Origin of the sequence: Ideonella sp. A 288 (genome assembly GCF_002198735.1) — a bacterium.
GTDB lineage: Bacteria > Pseudomonadota > Gammaproteobacteria > Burkholderiales > Burkholderiaceae_C > Pseudaquabacterium.
Map to the genome: position 1 here is coordinate 1 of NZ_MWLO01000146.1, position 19626 is coordinate 19626.

Sequence of the window (19626 nt, forward strand, 5' to 3'; positions counted from 1 at the left end):
CGGCGGCCTGATCCGCCGCCACCGCGACCGCTTCGACTTCTGGCGATGGTCGCGCCAGGTAGAGCGCCAGGTTGGCGGCGGCCTGGGCCCGCACCTTGCCGCGCAGGAAGGGCGACCAGCCCAGCAACAGGCCCGGCGTGCCCAGCGCCTGGCGCGACCATCGCCAGAAGTCGAAGCGGTCGCGGTGGCGGCGGATCAGGCCGCCGGGCGTGAACTCGAACTCGGCATCGATGCGGTTGAGCACCAGGCGGCCGGTGGCCGAGAAGCGGTAGTGAGCGTCCCAGTGCGCGCTGCGGTCGGTGATGTCGCTGACCTCCAGCTTCCAGGCGTCGCGGCCCTTGGCCTGGGTGGCGTCGCACAGCATGCGCCACATGCCACCCACCTGGCGCTGGCCGGCGAGCGTGAAGACCTCGTCCTCGAAGCTGGCGTCGGGGGCGTAGCAGGCCTGCATGGCCTTGCCATCGAGCCGCTCGAAAGCGGCGTAGAAGCGGGTGATGGTGTCTCGGCTCATCGCGGGGCTCCGGTGGCGGTCTGCCGCACGGTGTCGGCGTGGTGGCAGGCGACCCAGTGGCCGCCGGCGATCGGGCGCAGCGGCGGTGCCTGGCCCAGGCAGTCATCCTGCCTGAAGGCACAGCGTGGCGCAAAAGGGCAACCCCCGGGGGCGGCGATGGGCGTCACCGGGGTGGGCCGCGCGCGCCGCGCGCCGGGTTGCGCGCGCGGCACGGCCGCCATCAGCAGGCGGGTGTAGGGGTGCGCGGCGGCCTCGAACAGCAGGTCGGGGCTGCCCAGCTCGACGACGCGGCCCTGGTAGAGCACCAGCACCTCGTCGCACACCAGGTCGACCACCGCGATGTCGTGGCTGATGAACAGGTAGGTCACGCCTAGGCGGTCCTGCAGGTCCTGCATCAGGTTCAACACCTGCGCCTGCACCGACACGTCGAGCGCACTCACCGGCTCGTCGGCGACGATGAGCCGAGGCCCGGTGACCAGCGCGCGGGCGATGGCGATGCGCTGGCGCTGCCCGCCCGAGAACTCGTGCGGCACCTTGGCCGCGTCGCTGGCGCGCAAGCCCACCGCGTCCAGCATCGCGGCCACGCGCTCGGCCCGCTCGGCCGCGGTGCCCTGGCCCTGCGCCACCAGCGGCTCGGCGACGATGCGGCCCACCGGCTGGCGCGGGTCGAGCGAGCCGAACGGGTCCTGGAACACCATCTGGAAGTCGCGCCGCGCGGCGCGCAACTCGGCCGCCGACAGCGCCTGCAGGTCGCGCCCGGCCAGGCACACCCGGCCGCTGGTGGGTGGCTCCAGCGCCATCACCAGCCGGCCCAGCGTGCTCTTGCCCGAGCCCGATTCGCCGACCACGCCCAGGCTGCGCCCGGCCTGCAGCGAGAAGCTCACGCCCTGCAGCGCGCGCACCACCGGCGCCGCGGCCAGCAGGTGCCGGCGCGGCAGCCGGTAGTGCCGCACCAGGTCGGTCACCTGCAGCAGCGGCGCGTCGTCGACGCATTCGTGCACTCTGCGGCCTTCGGCCGGTCTCGCCCCGCGGGAATGAGCCCCTTCGGGCGGCTGCGCGGTGCTCACCGCACGGCGTCCAGGCGGATGCACCGCGCCGTGTGGCCGGGGGCCACCGGGGCCGGATCGGGCAGCGCCCGGCGGCAGGCGTCCACCGCCAGGTCGCAGCGCTCGGCGAACGCGCAGCCGGCCGGCAGGTCGGCCAGTTCAGGCACGCGGCCGCGGATGGTGGCCAGCCGGCTGCCACGCGGCAGGCCCATCCGTGGCCGCGCCGCGAACAGGCCGCGCGTGTACGGGTGCGCCAGGCGCTCGAAGACCGAGGCCGTGGGCCCGCTCTCGACCACCGTGCCGCCATACATCACCAGCATGTGCTGCACGGTCTCGGCCATCACGCCGAGGTCGTGGCTGATCAGCAGCAGCGCCATGCCGTCCTCCTCGACCAGGCGGCCGATGAGGTCGAGCATCTCGCGCTGCAGCGTCACGTCGAGCGCGGTGGTCGGTTCGTCGGCGATGAGCAGGTCGGGCCCGCAGGCCAGCGCGATGGCGATGACCACGCGCTGGCGTTGCCCGCCCGACAGCTGGTGCGGGTGCGCATCGAGCCGCCGCGCGGCCTGCGGCAACTGCACGCGCTCGAGCAGGCGCAGCGCTTCGGCGCGCGCGGCGGCGGTGCCCAGGCCGCGGTGCAGGCGCAGCGACTCGCCCACCTGGTGGCCGATGGTGTGCAACGGGTTCAGCGCCGTCATCGGTTCCTGGAAGACCATCGCGACGCGGTCGCCGCGCAGCCGGCACCAGCCGGCCTCGTCCAGGCCCAGCAGCTCGCGCCCGTCGAAGCGGACCGAGCCCTCGGCGCGCGCGCCCTCGGGCAGCAGGCCCATCAGCGCCAGCGCGGTGATCGACTTGCCGCAGCCCGATTCGCCGATCAGCCCCAGCGTGCCGCCGCGGTCCAGCGAGAAGGACACGCCGCGCAGGGCGTCGGCCGGCCCACGCGCGGTGCGCAGCGTGACGCGGAGGCGATCGACTTCGAGCAGGGCCAAGCGGGTGGGTCGGTGGACGCGAAGGCCCGACCATAACGCCTTGGCGGTCGGCCGCCGTCGCCGCGGCGGCGCAGTGCGTCAGGCGGGCAGCGGCGCCGCCATCTGCAGGCCCGGCAGCTGCTGGGCCGGCACCGGTCGCGAGAACAGGTAGCCCTGTCCGTAGCGGCAGCCGATGGACTGCAGGATGCCGGCCTGCGCCGGGTCCTCGATGCCCTCGGCCACGCTGGCCATGCCCAGGTTCTCGATCAGCGTCACGGTGGCGTGGATGACGGCCAGCACGTCGGGGTTGGCGACCAGCCCGTCGACGAAGGACTTGTCGATCTTGACCACGTCGAAGGGGTAGTCGCGCAGGCACCCCAGCGACGAGGTGCCGGTGCCGAAATCGTCCATCGCCAGGCGCAGGCCCATCGCGCGCAGGCGGTCCATCAGCGCGCGGGCGTGGGTCGGGTCGCGCATCACCTCGCGCTCGGTCACCTCGAGCTGCAACCGCGAGGGCGGCATGCCGGTGTCGTCCAGCACATGCTGCACGTGGGCGATCAGCCGGTCGCCCTGGTGCATCTGCACGCGCGAGAGGTTCACGCTCATCACTGCCGGCGTGCGCTCGGGGATCGTGCGGTGCCAGGCCATCCACTGGCGGCAGGCCTCGTGCAGCACCCATTCGCCCACCGGCAGGATCAGCGACGATTCTTCGGCGATGGGGATGAACTCCGAAGGCGACACCGAACCCAGCTCGGGGTGGCGCCAGCGCAGCAGCGCCTCCACCGAGGTGGTGGCGCCGGTCTGCAGGTCGACGATGGGCTGGTAGACCAGGCGGAACTCGCGCCGCGCGATGGCGTGGCGCAGCGCTGCCTCCATGGCCTGCGCGCGGGCCAGCCGCTGGTGCATGGCCGGGTCGAAGAACACCGCGGTGGCGCGGCCGGCGCGCTTGGCCTCGTACATCGCGATGTCGGCGTCGCGCAGCAGGTCTTCGGCGCTGCGGCCGTCGGCCTCGCCCATGACGATGCCGATGCTGGCGCTGGAATGCACCTCCTGGTCGAGGATCTGGTAGGGCGCCGAGAACACCTCCAGCAGCCGCGCGGCCACGCGCGCCGCGTCGTCCACCGTGCGGGCGTCGCGCAGCAGCACCACGAACTCGTCGCCGCCGAAGCGCGCCACCGCGTTGCCGTTGCCGCCATGCACGTCGCCCACGCGCAGCGCGCCGCGCAGCCGCTGGGCGATCTGCTGCAGCAGTTCGTCGCCCGCGGCATGGCCCAGCGTGTCGTTGACCTTCTTGAAGCGGTCGAAATCGAGGAACAGCAGCGCGAAGCGCTCGTCGGGGTCGACCTGCTGGAAGGCCACCGCCAGCTCCAGCCGCTGCAGCAGCATGGCGCGGTTGGGCAGGCGGGTGAGGCGGTCGGTGTGGGCGGCGTCGAAGAGCTGGTGCTCCAGCTCCTTGCGCTCGGTGATCTCCATCAGCGTGCCGTACAAGGTCAGTGGCTGCCCGTCGGCATCGCGCTGCAGCACGCGGCCGCGCTCGTGCACCCAGACCCAGTGGCCTTCGCGGTGCAGCACGCGGCACTCCACGTCCACCAGCGACAGCTCGCCGCGCAGGTGACGCTGGATCTGGTCGTCGCGGTAGGCGCGGTCCTCGGTGTGAACGCGTTCGTGCCAGTCGGCGGCGCCCAGGGCCTGCAGGTCGGGCAGGATCAGGCCGACGATCTCGGCGAAGCGCGCATCGACCTGCAGCGCGCCCGACGGCCAGTGCCAGTCCCAGGTGCCGGCCATGGTGCCATCCAATGTGGCCTGCAGGCGCTGGCGCAGCAGGGCGCATTCGTCGCGCAGGGCCTGCAGGTCGGTCGGCGCGTCGTCGCGCGCCGCGGCGGGTGGTGCCACGGCCTGCGGCGCGGCGCGGGCCGCCGTGGCGGCCTGGCGTCGGTCGCCCTTGCGACGGTGGGGCGCATGCATCGGGGAGCCTCTTCGGTGTTCAGCCCGCGGCGGTGAAGGGCTCGAGCAGCGCCGGCAGCTGCGCCTGCAAGGCCTCGAGCCGGGTGCGGTCCAGGCCCAGGTGGGCGTGCTCGGCGGCCAGCGCGGGCGCGGCTGGGTCGCCGCCGGTGGCGCCGTCCCTGGTGCCGTCAATGGTGCCGGCCAGCAGCTCGGTGGGCAGGCCGAAGCCCGCGGCCGTGGCCACGGCCTCGGCCAGGCGCAGCAGCGCGCACACGTCCGCGGCCTGCGGGTCGTCGGGCAGCGCATCGTCGTGGTGGAGGGCCACGGCCGACTGCAACCACTGCGGCAACTGCCAGGCCCGCATCACCAGCAGGCCGCAACGCGCATGGGTGGTGCCGATGGTGGCCAGTTCGCTGCCGCAGTCGGGGGCGGCCGACCAGTGGGCCATCGCCACCGGTCGCATCGCCCACTGCACCAGCACGCCGATGTCGTGCAGCACGCCGGCCATGAAGGCCTCGGCCTCCAGCGCCGGCCGCGCCTGGCGGGCCAGCGCCTGGCCCGCGCAGGCCACGGCCAGGCTGTGGCGGCGCAGCCGCGCGGCATCGTCGGCCGGCAGGCCGGGGTGCACCGAGACCACGCGGTCCAGGCAGGCCGCCGCGGCGATGCCCTTGACCGTGGCGGTGCCCAGCACCTGCACCGCGCGGGCCACCGTGCCCACCTCGCCCGATCGGCGGTAGTAGGCCGAGTTGGCGACCTTCAGCGTGCGGGCGGCCAGCACCGGCTCGGCGGCGACCAGCCGCGTCAGCTCGTCTGGGTCGATGTCGGGCTTGTAGAGCGCGGCCATGCGCTGGGCCGGACCGGCGCCGCCGCCCGGCGACAGGTTCATGGCCCGGGCCGCGGCCAGCACCTCGTCGTCGACGAGCGGGGTGGAGCTTTCGTGCAGGTGCAGGGCGGTCATGGCGGAGGCGGGCGGGTTCGGACGCTCCCGCCAGACTACCCGCCACGCGCGGTGCCGATCGCTTGAAAAGCCCGGCCTGTCGATGCGAAATCGCCGCCCTTCGCCGAGCGGCCGGTGTGGTGGCTCGTGGCGCTCGGAGCCTCAGCCGCGCCACGCGGCCCAGGCGCCCCGGTCGAATGCGTCCGTTGCGCCCCAGCGGCCGCTGACCTAAGCGGGCACGCCCGCCAGCAGGTCGAGGTAGGCGCCGGAGACCAGCGCGTCTTCCTTCACGCCCAGCGCGTTCATCACGGCGCGCGCGATGGCCTGGCCCTCGGCCTCGGTCTGGCCCTTGGACAGCACCACCTCGAGCTCGAGGAAATCGCCCAGGCCCTCGACCCGGTCGAGGTGCACCCGGGTGGGGCCCACCAGCACCAGGAGGCGGGCCTTGCGCACCCGGCCGAGCTGGCCACAGGCGCGCTGCAGGGCCTGGCGCAGGGCGTCGGGGTCGGTGACCGGCGCGATGACGTAGTCGGACACCTTGGGTCCGTCCGTGTCGACGCGGTGGTAGTGGATCAACTCGCCGGCCCCGTCGGCGAAGACGCGCAGCTTCAGCCGACCATGCGGCACGGTGAAGAACGTGTCGTCCTGGTGGATGAGCTGGGCGTGTTCGTCTTCCGACAGCGCCAGGGCGCGGGGCAGCATCGCCTCGACGCTGGCGATGCGGGCCTTGATCTCGACATTGGCTGGCATGGCGCGCATTTTGCGGCATGCTCAGCGTGTCGGGCATCGGGGCCCGGGGGCAGGAACTTGTTGGAGATCAAGATGATCGGATCGAATCGCCGGCGCGTGTTGCGCTGGTTCGGCAGTGCGGCGCTGGTCGGCCCGTTGGTTGGCCCGCTCGGCAGTGGCCCCGCGCGGGCCCAGGACGGCAAGACGCTGCGGCTGCTGGTGGGCTTCCCGGCCGGCGGGGGCACCGATGCCATCGCGCGCTTGTTGGCCGAACGGCTGAAGGGCGAACTCGGTGTCACGGTGCTCGTCGAGAACAAGCCCGGCGCCGGCGGCCAGATCGCCGCGCAGGCGCTGAAGGCGGCGGCGCCCGACGGCAGCACCTTTTTCCTGTCGCACGACCACACCGTGTCGATCTTGCCGCTGGTGGTCAAGTCGCCCGGCTTCGACCCGGCGCGCGATTTCGTGCCGGTGGCCGGCTTCGCCAGCTTTCCCAACGCCTTCGCGGTGTCCGGCGGCACGCCGGCCAAGACGCTGGCCGAGTATGTGGCGTGGGTCCAGTCGCAGGGCGGTGGCAAGGGCGTGGTGGGCGTGCCCGCACCGGCCTCGGTGCCAGAGTTCATGGTCAAGGTGCTGGCCGAGAAGTTCAAGCTCGACCTCGTCTCGGCGCCCTACCGCGGCAGCGCGCCGATGATGGCCGACATGCTGGGCAACCAGATCGCCGCCGGCGTGGGCTCGATCCCCGACTTCATGGAGAACCACCGCGCCGGCAAGCTGCGCGTGCTGGCGGTGATGGGCTCGGCGCGCCAGGCCACGCTGCCCGACGTGCCGACGCTGGCCGAGGTGGGCCTGCCCGGCTTCGACGAACTGCCCTACTACGGCGTGTTCGCGCCCGCCGGCACGCCGCGGCCGGTGCTCGAGCACTTCGGCGTGGCGCTGGCGCGGGTGGTGGCGATGCCCGACGTGCGCGAGCGCCTCACCGCGATGGGCCTGACCGTGGGCTTCATGTCGCAGGGCCAGCTGCAGGCCCGCGAACGCGCCTACTCGGCGGTGTGGTCGCGCATCATCCAGGCCAGCGGCTTCCAGCCGCAGTGAGCCCGGGCCGCGGCGGCGCCGGGGTGCGCAAGCCCCCTCAGCGCTGCCGCGCCAGCCGCGGGTCCAGCAGGTCGCGCAGGCCGTCGCCCATCAGGTTCAGGCCCAGCACCGACAGCGCGATCGCCACGCCGGGGTAGACGGCCAGCATCGGCGCCTGGAACATCAGCGCCTGTGCCTCGTTGAGCATGCGGCCCCAGCTGGGCTGCGGCGGCTGCGTGCCCAGGCCCAGGTACGACAGCGCGGCCTCGGCCAGGATGGCGGTGGCGAAGGAGATCGTGGCCTGCACGATCAGCACGCCGGCGATGTTGGGCAGCACGTGGTCGGTGGTGATGCGCCAGGCGCCGAAGCCGGCGGCGCGCGAGGCCAGCACGTACTCGCGCGCCCACACCGCATTGGCCGCGCCGCGGGTGATGCGGGCGAACACCGGGATGTTGAATAGGCCGATGGCCACGATGCCGGTCATCAGCCCCGGGCCGTAGATGGCGCCCAGCATGATGGCCGACAGCAGCGCCGGGAAGGCGAAGACGAAGTCCGAGCTGCGCATCACCAGCTCTTCCACCGCGCCGCGCCGCGCCGAGGCCAGGCAGCCCAGCGCCACGCCCACGGCCAGGCCGATGCCCACCGCGACCACGCCCACCATGATGGAATTCTGCGAGCCCACCAGCAGTTGCGAGGCGATGTCGCGGCCATACACGTCGGTGCCCAGCCAGTGCGCCGCGCTGGGCGGCTGCAGCTTGTTCGGGATGTCCATCTCGGCCGGCGGGTAGGGCGACCACACCAGCGACAGCAGCGCCGCCAGCACCAGCAGCGCGCTCAGGCCCGCGCCCACCAGGAAGCTGGGGTGGCGCCACGCGCGGGCGGCAAAGCCCGGCATGCCTGGCGACGCGGCGGCCTCACGCATCGCTGGCCTTCAGGCGCGGGTCGATCGACGCGTACAGCACGTCGACGACGAAGTTCACCACCACCACCATGGCCACCAGGCCCATCACCACGTCGCGCACCACCACCAGGTCGCGGTTGGCGATGGCCTGGAAGACCAGCCGGCCGATGCCCGGCAGCACGAACACGTTCTCGACCACGATGGTGCCGGTGACCAGGTTGGCGAACTGCAGCCCGGTGACGGTGAGCACCGGGATCATCGCGTTGCGCAGCACGTGGCGCCACAGCGTGGCGCGCGCGCTCAGGCCCTTGGCGCGCGCGGTGCGCACGAAATCCTCGCGCATCACCTCCAGCACCGCCGACCGCGTGACCCGCGCCAGGATGGCCGCCTGCACCAGCGCCAGCGACAGCGCCGGCAGCAGCAGCGCCTTCAGCCCCGGCCAGAGCCCGCCGCCGTCGTCTTCCGACCAGCCCGGGAAGCCCCCGGCGCCGACCCACTGCAGCTTCACCGCGAACAGCAGGATCAGCAGGATCGCGAACCAGAAGCTCGGGATCGCGATGCCCAGCTGGCTGAGCGCCATCACGCCCACGTCGCCCAGGCGCTGGTGGCGCGACGCGGCGTACACGCCCAGCCCGAGCGACAGCACCACGGTCAGCGCCATCGCCATCACCGCCAGCGGCAGCGTGACGTGCAGGCGCTCGGCGATCAGCTCGGCGGTGGGCGTGCCGTACGACACGCTGTCGGCCGTGCGGCCCTGCAGCAGCCCGCCGACCCAGGCGATGTAGCGCTCCAGCGCGGGCCGGTCCAGGCCCAGCCGGGCTTCCAGCGCGGCCAGCGATTCGGGCGTGGCGGTGTCGCCCAGGATCACCTGCGCCACGTTGCCGGGCAGCAGTTCCAGCACCGCGAACACCAGCGCCGAGGCGATGGCCAGCGTGGCCAGGAAGGTGGCCAGGCGCTTGGCGAGGAAAACGCTCATGCGTTGCCGCAGTCGACCACGGCAGCGACGCACCGACACCGGGCCGCCGAGGGGCTTCGAGGCGAAATCATGCGAACTATCATGCCCCAAACCCCGAGGAGACCGTGATGCCGCAGATCGGATTCGACACCCGCCAGGTGCTGATCGGCGGCACCTGGCGCGCCCCTGCCGGCGGCCAGGTGCTGCCGCTGATCGACCCCAGCGACGGCCGCCTGCTGGCCGAGATCGCCCGCGGCGGCGCGGCCGACATCGACGCCGCCGTGCAGGCCGCCCAAGCCGCGCTCGAGGGCGACTGGGGACGCCTCACCGCCGCCGAGCGCGGCCGGCTGATGCTGCGCATGAGCGCCCTGGTCACCGAGCAAGCCGACGAGCTGGCGCGGCTCGAGGCGCTGGACGTGGGCAAGCCCGTCAAGCAGGGCCGCGCCGACGCGCTGGCCATGGCCCGTTACCTGGAGTTCTACGGCGGCGCGGCCGACAAGGTGCACGGCGAGACGCTGCCCTTCGCCAACGGCTACATGGCCCTGACGCTGCGCGAGCCGCACGGCGTCACCGGCCACATCGTGCCCTGGAACTACCCGATGCAGATCATCGGCCGCTCGGTGGGCGCGGCGCTGGCGATGGGCAATGCCTGCGTGCTCAAGCCCGCCGAGGAGGCCTGCCTCACCGCGCTGGCCTTCGGCCGGCTGGCGCAGCAGGCGGGCTTTCCGGACGGCGCCGTCAACATCGTGCCGGGGCTGGGCGAGGAGGCCGGCGCCGCGCTGTCGTCGCACCGTGGCGTGGCGCACCTGTCGTTCACCGGCTCGGTGGCGGTGGGCCAGCTCATCCAGGCCGCGGCCGCCCGCAACACCATCCCGGTGACGCTGGAGCTGGGCGGCAAGAGCCCGCAGCTGGTGTTCGCCGACGCCGACCTCGACGCCGCGCTGCCCTTCCTGGTGAACGCCGGCATCCAGAACTGCGGCCAAACCTGTTCGGCGGCGTCGCGCATCCTGGTCGAGCGCCCGGTGTTCGACGAGGTGGTGGCGCGCATGGCCGAGCGCTACCGCGCGCTGCGCGTCGGGCCGGCGCTGGCCGACCTGGACGTCGGCCCGCTCATCTCGGCGCGTCAGCGCGAGATCGTGCAGGGCTACCTCGGCATCGCGCGCGACACCGGGCTGCGTGTCGCAGCCCAGGCCACGCTGCCGACCGACCTGCCCGCTGGCGGCTGCTACGTGGCGCCCACGCTGCTGGCGCCGGCCACGGCCGACCACCGCCTGGCGCAGGAGGAGATCTTCGGCCCGGTGCAGGTGGTGATCCCGTTCGATGGAGAAGCCCAGGCCCTGGCCATCGCCAACGGCACCGACTTCGGCCTGGTGGCCGGCGTGTGGACGCGCGACGGCGGCCGCGCGCTGCGCGTGGCGCGCAAGCTGCGCTGCGGCCAGGTCTTCATCAACAACTATGGCGCCGGTGGCGGCATCGAGCTGCCCTTCGGCGGCGTCAAGCACTCGGGCCACGGCCGCGAAAAGGGCTTCGAGGCGCTGTACGGCTTCTCGGCGCTGAAGACCATCGCGATCAAGCACGACTGATGCCGGCTTCAACGCACAGGAGGCGCACCATGGCCCACCGCGTGCACGGCGAGGGCCGGCGCTGACCGCCACGTCCTGGTGCCCGTCGGCACGTGCCCGTGGCCGTGCCGCCCGTGCCACACTGACGCCCGAGGGACGCGGGGAGGTGGAGGTCGATGGGCGCGAGCGCTGAGTGGGGTCTCGGACTTCGGGCGTGGCGCCGTGTCGTGGGGCTGGCCGTGCTCGCCGCCTCGGTGCTGGCATGGGCCGATGCAGCTGGCGCGGTCGAATACCGGTTCCGTTCGCCCACGACCGCCGCGGCGGCGTTGCCGCTCAACACGCGGGTGCTCACCGAGGCCGAGCGGCAGTTCATCGCCGGCCTGCCCGAATTGCGCGTGGGCGTGCCCACGCCGCCCGCCCAGCCCTACGAGATGGTCGCCTCCGACGGCCAGGTCTCGGGCATCCACCCCGAGATGCTGGTCGCGCTGGCGCGCACCTTCGGCCTGCGGCTGACGCCGGTGGTGCTGCCCGACTGGAGCAGCGTGCTGCAGGCCGCGCGCGAGCGCCGGGTGGACATCGTGATGACGCTCGGCGTCACCACAGAACGGCTCGAGTACCTGGCCTTCACGATCGGCGCCACGCCCCTGCCGGGGGCGCTGTTCGCCCGGCGCGGTGCCGAGATCGACCCATCGCACGCCAGCTTTGCGCTGGAGCGCAACTACCTGGCCGTCGACCATGTGCGGCGCCAGTACCCCGAGGCCAGCATCCTCACCGTCGAGACCACGGCCGACGCCCTGCGCGCGGTGGCCGACGGCCGCGCCGACGCCTACCTCGGCAGCCTGCTCGAAGCCAGCGACTGGCTGGCGCGCGAGCCGCAGCCCGGCATCGAGCTCAATCGCCTGGTCAGCTATGGCACCGGCTACTACCACTTCGGCGTGCGCAAGGATTGGGCGCCGCTGGCCACCATCCTCAACAAGGGCATCCAGTCGCTGCGGTCGAGCACCGGCCGCGACCTTGCCGCGGCGCTGGGCGCGTCGCTGCCCGCGGGCACGGTGTTGTCGCAGCCGCTGGCCTTGCCGGAGGCCGAGGCGGCGTTGCTGGCCCAGCGGCCGGTGTGGCGCGTCGGCGCGGTGCGCGGGCTCACGCTGCTCAACGACATCGACGTCAACGGCCTGCACTCCGGCATCGGCGCCGAGTATGCCGAGCAGGTGGCGCGCCGGCTGGGCGTGGCGATGCAGCCGGTGGCCTTCGGCAGCGTGGCCGCGATGCTCGACGCACTGCGCCGCGGCGAGCTCGACCTGGTGCCCTTCCTCACCCGCACGCCCGAGCGCGAGAAGGACTTCCAGTATTCGGCGCCCTACGTCGAGATGCCCTACATGCTGGTCGCACGCAGCGACGGGCCGCTCTACTGGAACCTCGACAGCCTGCGCGGCAGACGGCTGGCGCTGCCGCCGCAGCACCCGCTGCGCGGCCTGCTGGCGCGGGACTATCCGGACATCCGCATCGTCGACTCCGCCAGCGGCAACGACGCGATGGACCGCGTGGCCCGCCGCGAGGCCGATGCCGCGGTGGAGGTGAAGCTGTTCGCCAACCTGCGCATCAACGCCGACAACGACGGCAGCCTGCGCACCGTGGCCGAGGTGTACGAGCTGCCGGCGCAGTTCCACCTGGCCACGGCACGCGGCGGGCCGTCGCTGATGCCGCTGGTCGAGCGGGCGCTGGCCGACATCCCGGCCGACGAGCGCCAGCGCATGCTGCGGCGCTGGGTGGCGGTGGACCTGCGGCCGGGCTTCCCGTGGCGCCGCCACCTGCCGCTGCTGGCGGTGTCGGCCGCTGCACTGCTGGCGCTGGCCGGCGGCACCGCGTGGTGGATGCGCCGGCTCAGCCGCGAGGTGCGCGCGCGCCGGCGCTCGGAGGCGCTGCTCAACGACATCGCCACCACCGTGCCGGGCGTGGCCTTCCGTTATGTCATCGAGCCCGACGGCTCGCTGCGCCAGAACTACTTCACCCCGGGTGCGAAGGCCTTCCTGGGCATCGACCTCGACCCGAAGCACACGGTGCTGGGCAGCCTCGGCCCGCGCCTGCGGCCGGAGCACCGTGCCGCGGCCCTGGCCGAGCAGGAGGCCAGCCTGCGCACTGGCCGGCGCTTCAAGACCACCGGCGCCTACCGGCACCCCGATGGCCGCGAGCGCTGGCTGCATGCCGAGGCGGTGCGCGCGATGCGGCCCGACGGCCGCGCGGTGTGGACCGGCTACATCGTCGACGTGAGCACCGAACGCGAGCTGCAGGAGCGGCTCGAGCGCGAGGCCGATGCCCGCCACCTGATGCTGGCCTCGGCCAGCCACGAACTGCGCGCGCCCACCCACACGCTGTCGCTGGCGCTGCAGGCGCTCGGCACCGAGGGGCTGGAAGGCGACCAGCAGCAGGCGTTGCGCATCGCACGCGAGTCGGCGCGCACCCTCACGCAACTGCTCGACGACGTGCTCGACAGCGCCCGGCTCGACCAGCAGGCGCTGGGCCTGCACCCGCGCACCGTCGACCTGCCCGCGCTGCTGTCCGAGGTCTGCGACGCCTGGCGCGCGGCAGCCCGGGACAAGGGGCTGGACTTTGTGCTCGAGATCGCACCCGAGGTGCCGGCCCAGGCCGAGCTGGACCCGCTGCGCGTCAAGCAGGTGCTGACCAACCTGCTGAGCAATGCCTGCAAGTACACCGCGGCCGGCCGGGTCGGCCTGCGCGTCGAGGTGGTCCATGGCGCCAGCACGGTCGATGGGCCGCGGCTGCGCATGGTCGTCGACGACACCGGCGTGGGCATCGATGCGCAGGCGCAGGCCCGGCTGTTCGAGCCCTTCGCCACGGTCGACGACCCGGCGCAGCCATCCACCACCGCCCCGAGCAGCGGCCTGGGCCTGTCAATCTGCCGGCGCCTGGCGTCGATGATGGGTGGCTCGATCACGCTCGACAGCGAGCGCGGGCGCGGCACCCGCATGAGCTTCGAGCTGCCCTTGCGGCAGCCGATGCCGATGGGCGAGACGCCGGCCCTGCGCCCCGAGGGCAGCCTGGTGGTGGTGTGCGACGACGACGCCACCAGCCGCCTGCTGCTGGCCCACATGCTGCGCCGCCAGGGGCTGGAGGTGGCCGAGACCGGCCAGGGCGACGAGGCCCTGGCGCTGTGGCGGCGTGGGGGCGTGCGCGCCATCGTCACCGACCTCGACATGCCCGGCATGAATGGCCCGGCGCTGCTGCGCCAGGTGCGCGCCGAGGAGACCGGCCGGGGCGAACGCACCGTGCTCATCGTGTGCTCGGGCAGCCTGGCCGAGTTCGGCGACGACGTGCCCGCGCCGCCCCCGCACGACGCCATGCTGCTCAAGCCGGTGGACGTGTCGGCGCTGGTCGAGACCTTGCGCCGGCTGGGTGTCACCGCGGCCCACCCGGCACCGGGTTGATGCGGCGCCGGCGCGAACGCGGGCGGGTCAGCCGGCCAGCACGGCCGCCATGGCCTCGGCGGTGCGCTCGACGTTGCCGGTGTTCAGCCCGGCCACGCAGATGCGGCCCGAGCGCAGCAGGTACACCGCGTGCTCGTCGCGCAGCCGGTCCACCTGCGTGGCGCTGAGGCCGGTGTAGCTGAACATGCCGCGCTGCGACAGGAAGTAGCCGACATCGCGCCCGGGCAGCAGCGCGCTCAGGCGCTGGTGCAGCATGCGCCGCATGGCGGCGATGCGCTCGCGCATGGCGGCCAGCTCGAGCTCCCACATCGGGCGCAGGTCGGCATCGCCCAGCACGTGCGAGACGATCTTGGCCGCATGCAGCCCGGGGCTCGAGTAAAGGCGCCGCACCGTGAAGCGCAGCTGGCCCATCACCAGGGCCGCCTCGGCCGCATCGGCGCACACCGCCGTCAGCGCGCCGCAGCGCTCGCCGTAGACGCTCATGCTCTTGGAGAACGAGTTGGCGACGAAGAAGGTGATGCCCGCGTCGGCCAGCGCCCGCACCGCATAGGCGTCTTCGGCGATGCCTTCGCCGAAGCCCTGGTAGGCCAGGTCCAGGTAGGGCAGCAGATTGCGCTCGCGCAGCACCGGCAACAGCGCGTCCCATTGCGCTGGCGTCAAGTCCACGCCCGTCGGGTTGTGACAGCATGCATGCAGCAGCACGATGCTGCAGGCCGGCAGACCGCGCAGCGTGGTCAGCATGGCGTCGAAGGCCACGCCACCGGTGGACATGTCGTGATAAGGATAAGAATTCACCTCGAAGCCACTGCCCTCGAACATCGAGCGGTGGTTGTCCCAGGTGGGGTCGCTCACCCACACCGCGCTGCCGGGCAGCCAGGTGCGCAGGAAATCGGCACCCACCTTCAGGCCGCCCGACGAGCCCACGGTCTGGATCGTCGCCACGCGGTTGGCGGCGATGGCCGGGTGGCCGGCGCCCAGCAGCAGCGCCTGCACCTCGCGCCGCGCCGCGGCATCGCCTTCCATCGGCAGGTAGGGCTTGGCGCCGCCTTCGGCCAGGATGCGCTGCTCGGCGGCCAGCACGCTGGGCAACACCGGCAGGCGGCCCTGCTCGTCGAAGTAGATGCCGATCGACAGGTTCACCTTGTGCGGCCGCAGGTCGGCATTGAAGGCGTCGACGATGGCGAAGATCGGGTCGCCGGCGTAGTGCTGCACGTGGTGGAACATCGGATTCTCCGGGGGAATGGAGCCGGGATTATCCGGTCCGCGCCACCCGGCCATGTGAGTGGCCGCGCCACCCCCCTCACCGTTTCGATGACGGCGGGGCCAGCGCAGCGCGTCGCGCGTTCCGTGTGCCCGCGGCCCGCGGCGACGCTCGGTCTGCCGTCGAATTCCTTTACATCGCGCGTCGCCGATCCCCGGGTTGATGCGCTAAGTCCATGATATCGATGAGGTTTAATTTTCGGTACGCCACTTGCTTGTGTTTTTTGTGCTAGCCGAAAATGGAAAGGTCGGCCACGGTGGACTGAATGCAAGCGATCGTCACGTGCGTCCAGAGCACTGGTGAGACAAGGTTTGAAGGCGTCACGACAAGGTCGAAGCAGTCTTCTCTATCTGTTTGCGGCAGGGGCAATCCCACTAAACCGGAGGTAAAGACCATGAAACGAAACACGCTCAGCATCCTTTGCGCGTCGGCCTTGGCAACATTCGCCGTGGGAGTCCAGGCGGGCGGCTTTGACAACTTCAAGGCCGATGTCAATGCAGCGATCGACGCGGGCCTGAACTTTTCTCGGAGCAACGGCCTGTTCACGTCCGAGGTCTATGGAGGCTATGGCTACGCCACCGGACTGTCCTTGCTGACCCTGCTCGAGAAGGAGTCGATCCCTGCGGGCTACAACGGCCTGTCGGCGGCCGACAAGCTGTTGGCGCAGAACGCCGCCTGCATCCTGATCGACAGCGGCAATTTTGGCGACCGTGCGGGCTTCTACTCGTACTACGACGGCCAGGTCTTGATGGCGCTGTCCGTCTACCTCACCACGGGTGGACCGGACCAACCGGCCGCCTCCGCGGGCTATTCCTGCGCCGGTCGGTCGGCTCGCGCCACCATCGACAAGGTGGTGGACCGCTCCATCGCCGCGCAGTCACCCGGCGTACCCGCCTTGGGCGGAGCACCTGGCTACTGGGGCTACAGCGGCGCCGGCACCGACTCGTCCACCACCCAGTTCACCCTGGCGGGTTTGTCGGCGGCAAAGGGGTTCTATTCGGGCCTGGGCGAGTCGGTCGACAAGGCCCGCATTCCGCTCATCACCAGCACCCTGGACAAGACCTCGGCGGCTTACGCCATCAACGGCCGGCAGAACGTGGGCGGCCTGTTCGACACCTGTGGTGCGGTGGGTTGCTTCGGTCACGGTTACCAGTCCACGTACGGTTCCGCTAACACCAGTTCGCAGCAGACGGCCTCGGGGACGTGGGGCCAGTTGGCAGGTTCGGGCAAGGACGTGAACGACGCCTCCATCCAGAAGTACCTGCGGTGGTTGCAGAACACCTACAACTACAACACCAACATCCGGCCCGACTCATGGCCTGAGGCCTATTTCTACTACCTCTGGTCCTCGTCCAAGGCCTACAACATCATCCAGCACGCCGGCGTGTCCGCAGCGGCGGGCAACATCGATCCGGCCGCCATGGGCACGCTGCCCGCCATCGGCACCAGCCGGCTGACCAACCGGGATCCGGCCACGGACACGCGCCCCGCATCGCGCGGGGCAGGCGCGGCCGGCTACTACAGCGGAACCTCCCAGGGCTGGTACTACGACTATGCCTACCGGCTGATGTCGCTGCAAAACGCCGCCGGCCGGTTCCTCAACTCGAATGGATCCTGGGATATGTTCGCGGACCAGGCGTACGCCATCCTGGTGCTGCAGCGGTCGCTGGGCGGTGCCTGTGTCGACACCGACGCCGACGGCGTGTGCGACAGCGTCGACAACTGCCCGGCCGTTCCCAATCCGGATCAGGCCGACAGCAATCGCAACGGCATTGGCGACGTCTGTGAGCCGCCGGTCGCGAAGTGCGACATCGATGGCGATGCCGACATCGACAGCATCGACATCGCTCGGATCATGGCGCTGCGCAACAAGCCGGCAAGCGTTGAGCCGAAAGCCGACGCCGATGGCAACGGCACGATCAACGTCAACGACGCCCGGGCCTGCGCGCTGAAGTGCACGCGCCCGAACTGCGCGACGCAGTGAGCGACGTCTGGCTATCGACTTCCGAATCAGAAAGGATTGATCATGACAAGTCTCAAGAAGCTGGCCCGCGTTGCCGCGGTGGCTGCTGCCCTGGTCATCGGCGCGGCGTCGGCCGTGGCCGCGCCCACGATCTATTTCGGCCCGGCAACGGATGCCGGTGGTGGGGTGATCGGTGTCGACGTGGTCGTGGGTGACCTGGGCGCGCAGATCGTCTCCGCGTTCGACCTGGACGTGAGCTACGACGTTGGCGCACTGACCTTCGGGACCGTGCTGTTCAGCAACATGCTGGGCGATGCCTCCTTTTTCGAGGCCATCAACGCGTTCGCAGAATCCGGCGGCGTGGTCGATCTGGCGGCGGTTTCGCTGCTGAGCGACGCGGAACTGCTCACCCTGCAAGGCGGCGGACCCGTGGTGCTGGCCACGCTGCAGTTCACGGGCAGCGATGCCAGTTCGTTGGCCTTCATCAACTGGGGCACCGACCTGGTGAACAACACCACCAACGACGTGAAGGGCCTGGACAACCAGGTCATCATCCCCGTGCCCGAGCCCGCGAGCTATGGTCTGGCAGGCCTGGCCTTGCTGGCGGCGGGCATCGCACGCCGTCGCGCGCACTGATCGGGAACGGCCGCTTCTCGCGCCGACAGGCCGGCCTCGTGCCGGCCTTTTCCTTCGGGGATGAGGCCCGGGGGGTGGGCACCCCCGGCGGGCCCCGAGCCGTTCAGCCAGCGGCCAGTGCGGCCTCGATGTCGTCGGCCAGTTTGGCGGGCGCGTCCTGCGGTGCGTAGCGTCGGATCACGTGGCCGTCGCGGCCCACGAGGAACTTCGTGAAGTTCCACTTGATGGCCTTGCTGCCCAGCAGGCCCGGCGCCTCGCGGCTGAGCCACTGGTACAGCGGCAGAGCCTGCGCGCCGTTGACCTGCACCTTGCCCATCATCGGGAAGCTGACCCCGTAGTTCAGCTGGCAGAACGACGCGATCTCGTCGTTGCTGCCCGGGTCCTGCGCACCGAATTCGTTGCTCGGGAAGCCCAGCACCACCAGCCCGCGCTCGCGGTAGGTGTCCCACAGCGTCTCCAGCCCGGCGAACTGCGGCGTGAAGCCGCACTGGCTGGCGGTGTTGACGATCAAGATCACCTGACCTTGGTATCGGGACAGCTTGACACGCTTGCCGTCGATGGTCTCGGCGTCGAAATCCCCGATGCAAACTTCGGCCATGGCTGCGACACTCCGATGAAGGACGGTGATGGACGCCGACCATGTTATCCATCCCCCATGCAACGCGCCCGCCCCGCCACGATCGCCCTTGTTGACGAGGCAGGCACCGCGTTGCTCAACTGAGTCGTCTCGATGTCCGCGCCGATCCCCGTGGCCTTGCTGGGCTTCACCAACTTCGAGCGCAACGCGCTGGCCTCGTACTTCCGGCTGTCGCCGAGGCGCAGCCCGTCGTACGTTCACGTCCTGGATGTCGACGATGCGCGTTTCGTCGTGGCCGATGCCGACCAGTCGGGCGTTCCCGAACTGCTGAACACATTGGGCCGCACGGGTGACGCGGTCTTCATCGGCGCCCACGGTCCCGAGGACGGGGCGGCCTGGATGATGCGGCCGATCGATCCCGCCCAGGTGCTGCGCGAGCTGGACCACCTGCTGGCCGCCCGCGACAACCCGTCCACCGGCCCGTTGCCGTTGAGCACGCGGTCCGCTGCCGTGGCCCGCGCCCGCGGCGCTATGCAGGCCGCGGCGCCCGAGCGCACGCCACCGACGCGGCGCGCCGACGACGAATCGTCCTCCCCGGCCATCGCCAGCGAGCGGCTGGCCGAGGCCCAGGCGCGGCGTGCCCGGCGCGAGGCGGCGCTGCGCCCGGTGTCCGTGCGCCGCGCGCTGATGGTCGACGACAGCGAGGTGGCGCTGGCCTTCCTCGAGCGCCAGCTGCACCGGCACGACATCGCCGCCGATTGGGCGCAGACCAGCGAGAAGGCCATCGAGCTGATGTCGCAGCGACCCTACGGCATGGTCTTCCTCGACGTCGACCTCGGCGAACGCAGCGAACTCGATGGGCTGGCGCTGTGCCAGCACATCAAGCGCCGGCAGGTGCATCCGAGCGGCCGCACGCCGGTGGTGGTGCTGGTGTCGGCCTTCAACGAGCCGGTCGACCGCGTGCGCGGCACGCTGGCCGGGGCCGACGGCCAGCTCGGCAAGCCGCTGGACACCGCGGCGCTCGATCGCCTGTTGGTGGCGCACGGCCTGGCTGCGCAGCCCACCGGGCCTGCGCCCCGCGCGCCGCGTTGAGCCGCTCGGCCCGCGGCGCCGCCGCGGGATAGG

The 19626-nt window shown here is 71.8% G+C and carries 16 protein-coding genes; 6 read left to right on the forward strand and 10 right to left on the reverse strand.

The annotated features are described in order from the left end of the window. The 6 genes from EOINJALH_RS24630 to EOINJALH_RS24655 all read right to left on the reverse strand — a co-directional run. Positions 1 to 511 (reverse strand): nuclear transport factor 2 family protein (locus tag EOINJALH_RS24630; protein WP_144290154.1); only part of this gene is annotated, 511 nt, incomplete at its 3' end. Further along, positions 508 to 1512, reverse strand: a complete 1005-nt coding sequence (locus tag EOINJALH_RS24635; protein WP_088285162.1) for an ABC transporter ATP-binding protein — start codon at positions 1510 to 1512, stop codon at positions 508 to 510. The genes EOINJALH_RS24630 and EOINJALH_RS24635, both read right to left, overlap by 4 nt. 62 nt (positions 1513 to 1574) lie before the next feature. After that, on the reverse strand, positions 1575 to 2543 hold the full coding sequence (locus EOINJALH_RS24640) for an ABC transporter ATP-binding protein (RefSeq protein WP_088285164.1): 969 nt from the start codon (positions 2541 to 2543) through the stop codon (positions 1575 to 1577). 78 nt (positions 2544 to 2621) lie between these two features. Next, positions 2622 to 4487 (reverse strand): bifunctional diguanylate cyclase/phosphodiesterase, encoded by a 1866-nt coding sequence (locus EOINJALH_RS24645; protein ID WP_158219884.1) that lies wholly within the window; start codon positions 4485 to 4487, stop codon positions 2622 to 2624. A 19-nt stretch (positions 4488 to 4506) separates the two neighbouring features. Then, positions 4507 to 5424, reverse strand: coding sequence for an HDOD domain-containing protein (locus tag EOINJALH_RS24650; protein WP_088285168.1), 918 nt, complete (start codon positions 5422 to 5424; stop codon positions 4507 to 4509). 207 nt (positions 5425 to 5631) lie between these two features. Continuing rightward, entirely contained in the window at positions 5632 to 6153 is a 522-nt protein-coding gene (locus EOINJALH_RS24655) for a class IV adenylate cyclase (RefSeq protein WP_088285270.1), read from the reverse strand. A gap of 72 nt (positions 6154 to 6225) precedes the next feature. Between EOINJALH_RS24655 and EOINJALH_RS24660 the strand changes: the two genes are divergently transcribed. After that, positions 6226 to 7224 carry a Bug family tripartite tricarboxylate transporter substrate binding protein gene (locus EOINJALH_RS24660; RefSeq protein WP_088285272.1) on the forward strand — a complete coding sequence of 333 codons (999 nt, stop codon included), beginning with the start codon at positions 6226 to 6228 and terminating at the stop codon, positions 7222 to 7224. 37 nt (positions 7225 to 7261) lie between these two features. Here the strand turns inward: EOINJALH_RS24660 and EOINJALH_RS24665 are convergent, their stop codons facing one another. Together EOINJALH_RS24665 and EOINJALH_RS24670 are read right to left on the reverse strand one after the other, a co-directional pair. Further along, complete coding sequence (locus EOINJALH_RS24665) at positions 7262 to 8125, reverse strand: ABC transporter permease (RefSeq protein WP_234414022.1); 864 nt, start codon at positions 8123 to 8125, stop codon at positions 7262 to 7264. Beyond that, positions 8118 to 9080 carry an ABC transporter permease gene (locus EOINJALH_RS24670; RefSeq protein ID WP_088285170.1) on the reverse strand — a complete coding sequence of 321 codons (963 nt, stop codon included), beginning with the start codon at positions 9078 to 9080 and terminating at the stop codon, positions 8118 to 8120. Before EOINJALH_RS24670 ends, EOINJALH_RS24665 begins: the two co-directional genes overlap by 8 nt. A gap of 107 nt (positions 9081 to 9187) precedes the next feature. Between EOINJALH_RS24670 and EOINJALH_RS24675 the strand changes: the two genes are divergently transcribed. Next, entirely contained in the window at positions 9188 to 10642 is a 1455-nt protein-coding gene (locus tag EOINJALH_RS24675) for an aldehyde dehydrogenase family protein (RefSeq protein ID WP_088285172.1), read from the forward strand. 218 nt (positions 10643 to 10860) lie between these two features. Continuing rightward, positions 10861 to 14064, forward strand: coding sequence for a transporter substrate-binding domain-containing protein (locus EOINJALH_RS24680; protein ID WP_158219885.1), 3204 nt, complete (start codon positions 10861 to 10863; stop codon positions 14062 to 14064). Between the two features lie 27 nt (positions 14065 to 14091). Here EOINJALH_RS24680 and EOINJALH_RS24685 read toward each other — a convergent pair whose 3' ends face one another. Then, entirely contained in the window at positions 14092 to 15288 is a 1197-nt protein-coding gene (locus EOINJALH_RS24685) for an amino acid aminotransferase (RefSeq protein WP_088285176.1), read from the reverse strand. A 431-nt stretch (positions 15289 to 15719) separates the two neighbouring features. Between EOINJALH_RS24685 and EOINJALH_RS24690 the strand changes: the two genes are divergently transcribed. Both EOINJALH_RS24690 and EOINJALH_RS24695 read left to right on the forward strand, forming a co-directional pair. Further along, positions 15720 to 17309 (forward strand): thrombospondin type 3 repeat-containing protein, encoded by a 1590-nt coding sequence (locus EOINJALH_RS24690; RefSeq protein ID WP_199873474.1) that lies wholly within the window; start codon positions 15720 to 15722, stop codon positions 17307 to 17309. A gap of 42 nt (positions 17310 to 17351) precedes the next feature. Beyond that, the gene (locus tag EOINJALH_RS24695) at positions 17352 to 17924 is read left to right on the forward strand and encodes a PEP-CTERM sorting domain-containing protein (RefSeq protein ID WP_144290155.1); all 573 of its coding nucleotides are present in this window, start codon (positions 17352 to 17354) and stop codon (positions 17922 to 17924) included. A gap of 103 nt (positions 17925 to 18027) precedes the next feature. Here the strand turns inward: EOINJALH_RS24695 and EOINJALH_RS24700 are convergent, their stop codons facing one another. Then, the gene (locus EOINJALH_RS24700; protein ID WP_088285180.1) at positions 18028 to 18522 is read right to left on the reverse strand and encodes a glutathione peroxidase; all 495 of its coding nucleotides are present in this window, start codon (positions 18520 to 18522) and stop codon (positions 18028 to 18030) included. Positions 18523 to 18654: 132 nt separating this feature from the next. Here EOINJALH_RS24700 and EOINJALH_RS24705 point away from each other — a divergent pair, with 132 nt between their 5' ends. Then, positions 18655 to 19593, forward strand: a complete 939-nt coding sequence (locus EOINJALH_RS24705; protein WP_088285182.1) for a response regulator — start codon at positions 18655 to 18657, stop codon at positions 19591 to 19593. The last annotated feature ends 33 nt before the right edge of the window (positions 19594 to 19626 follow it).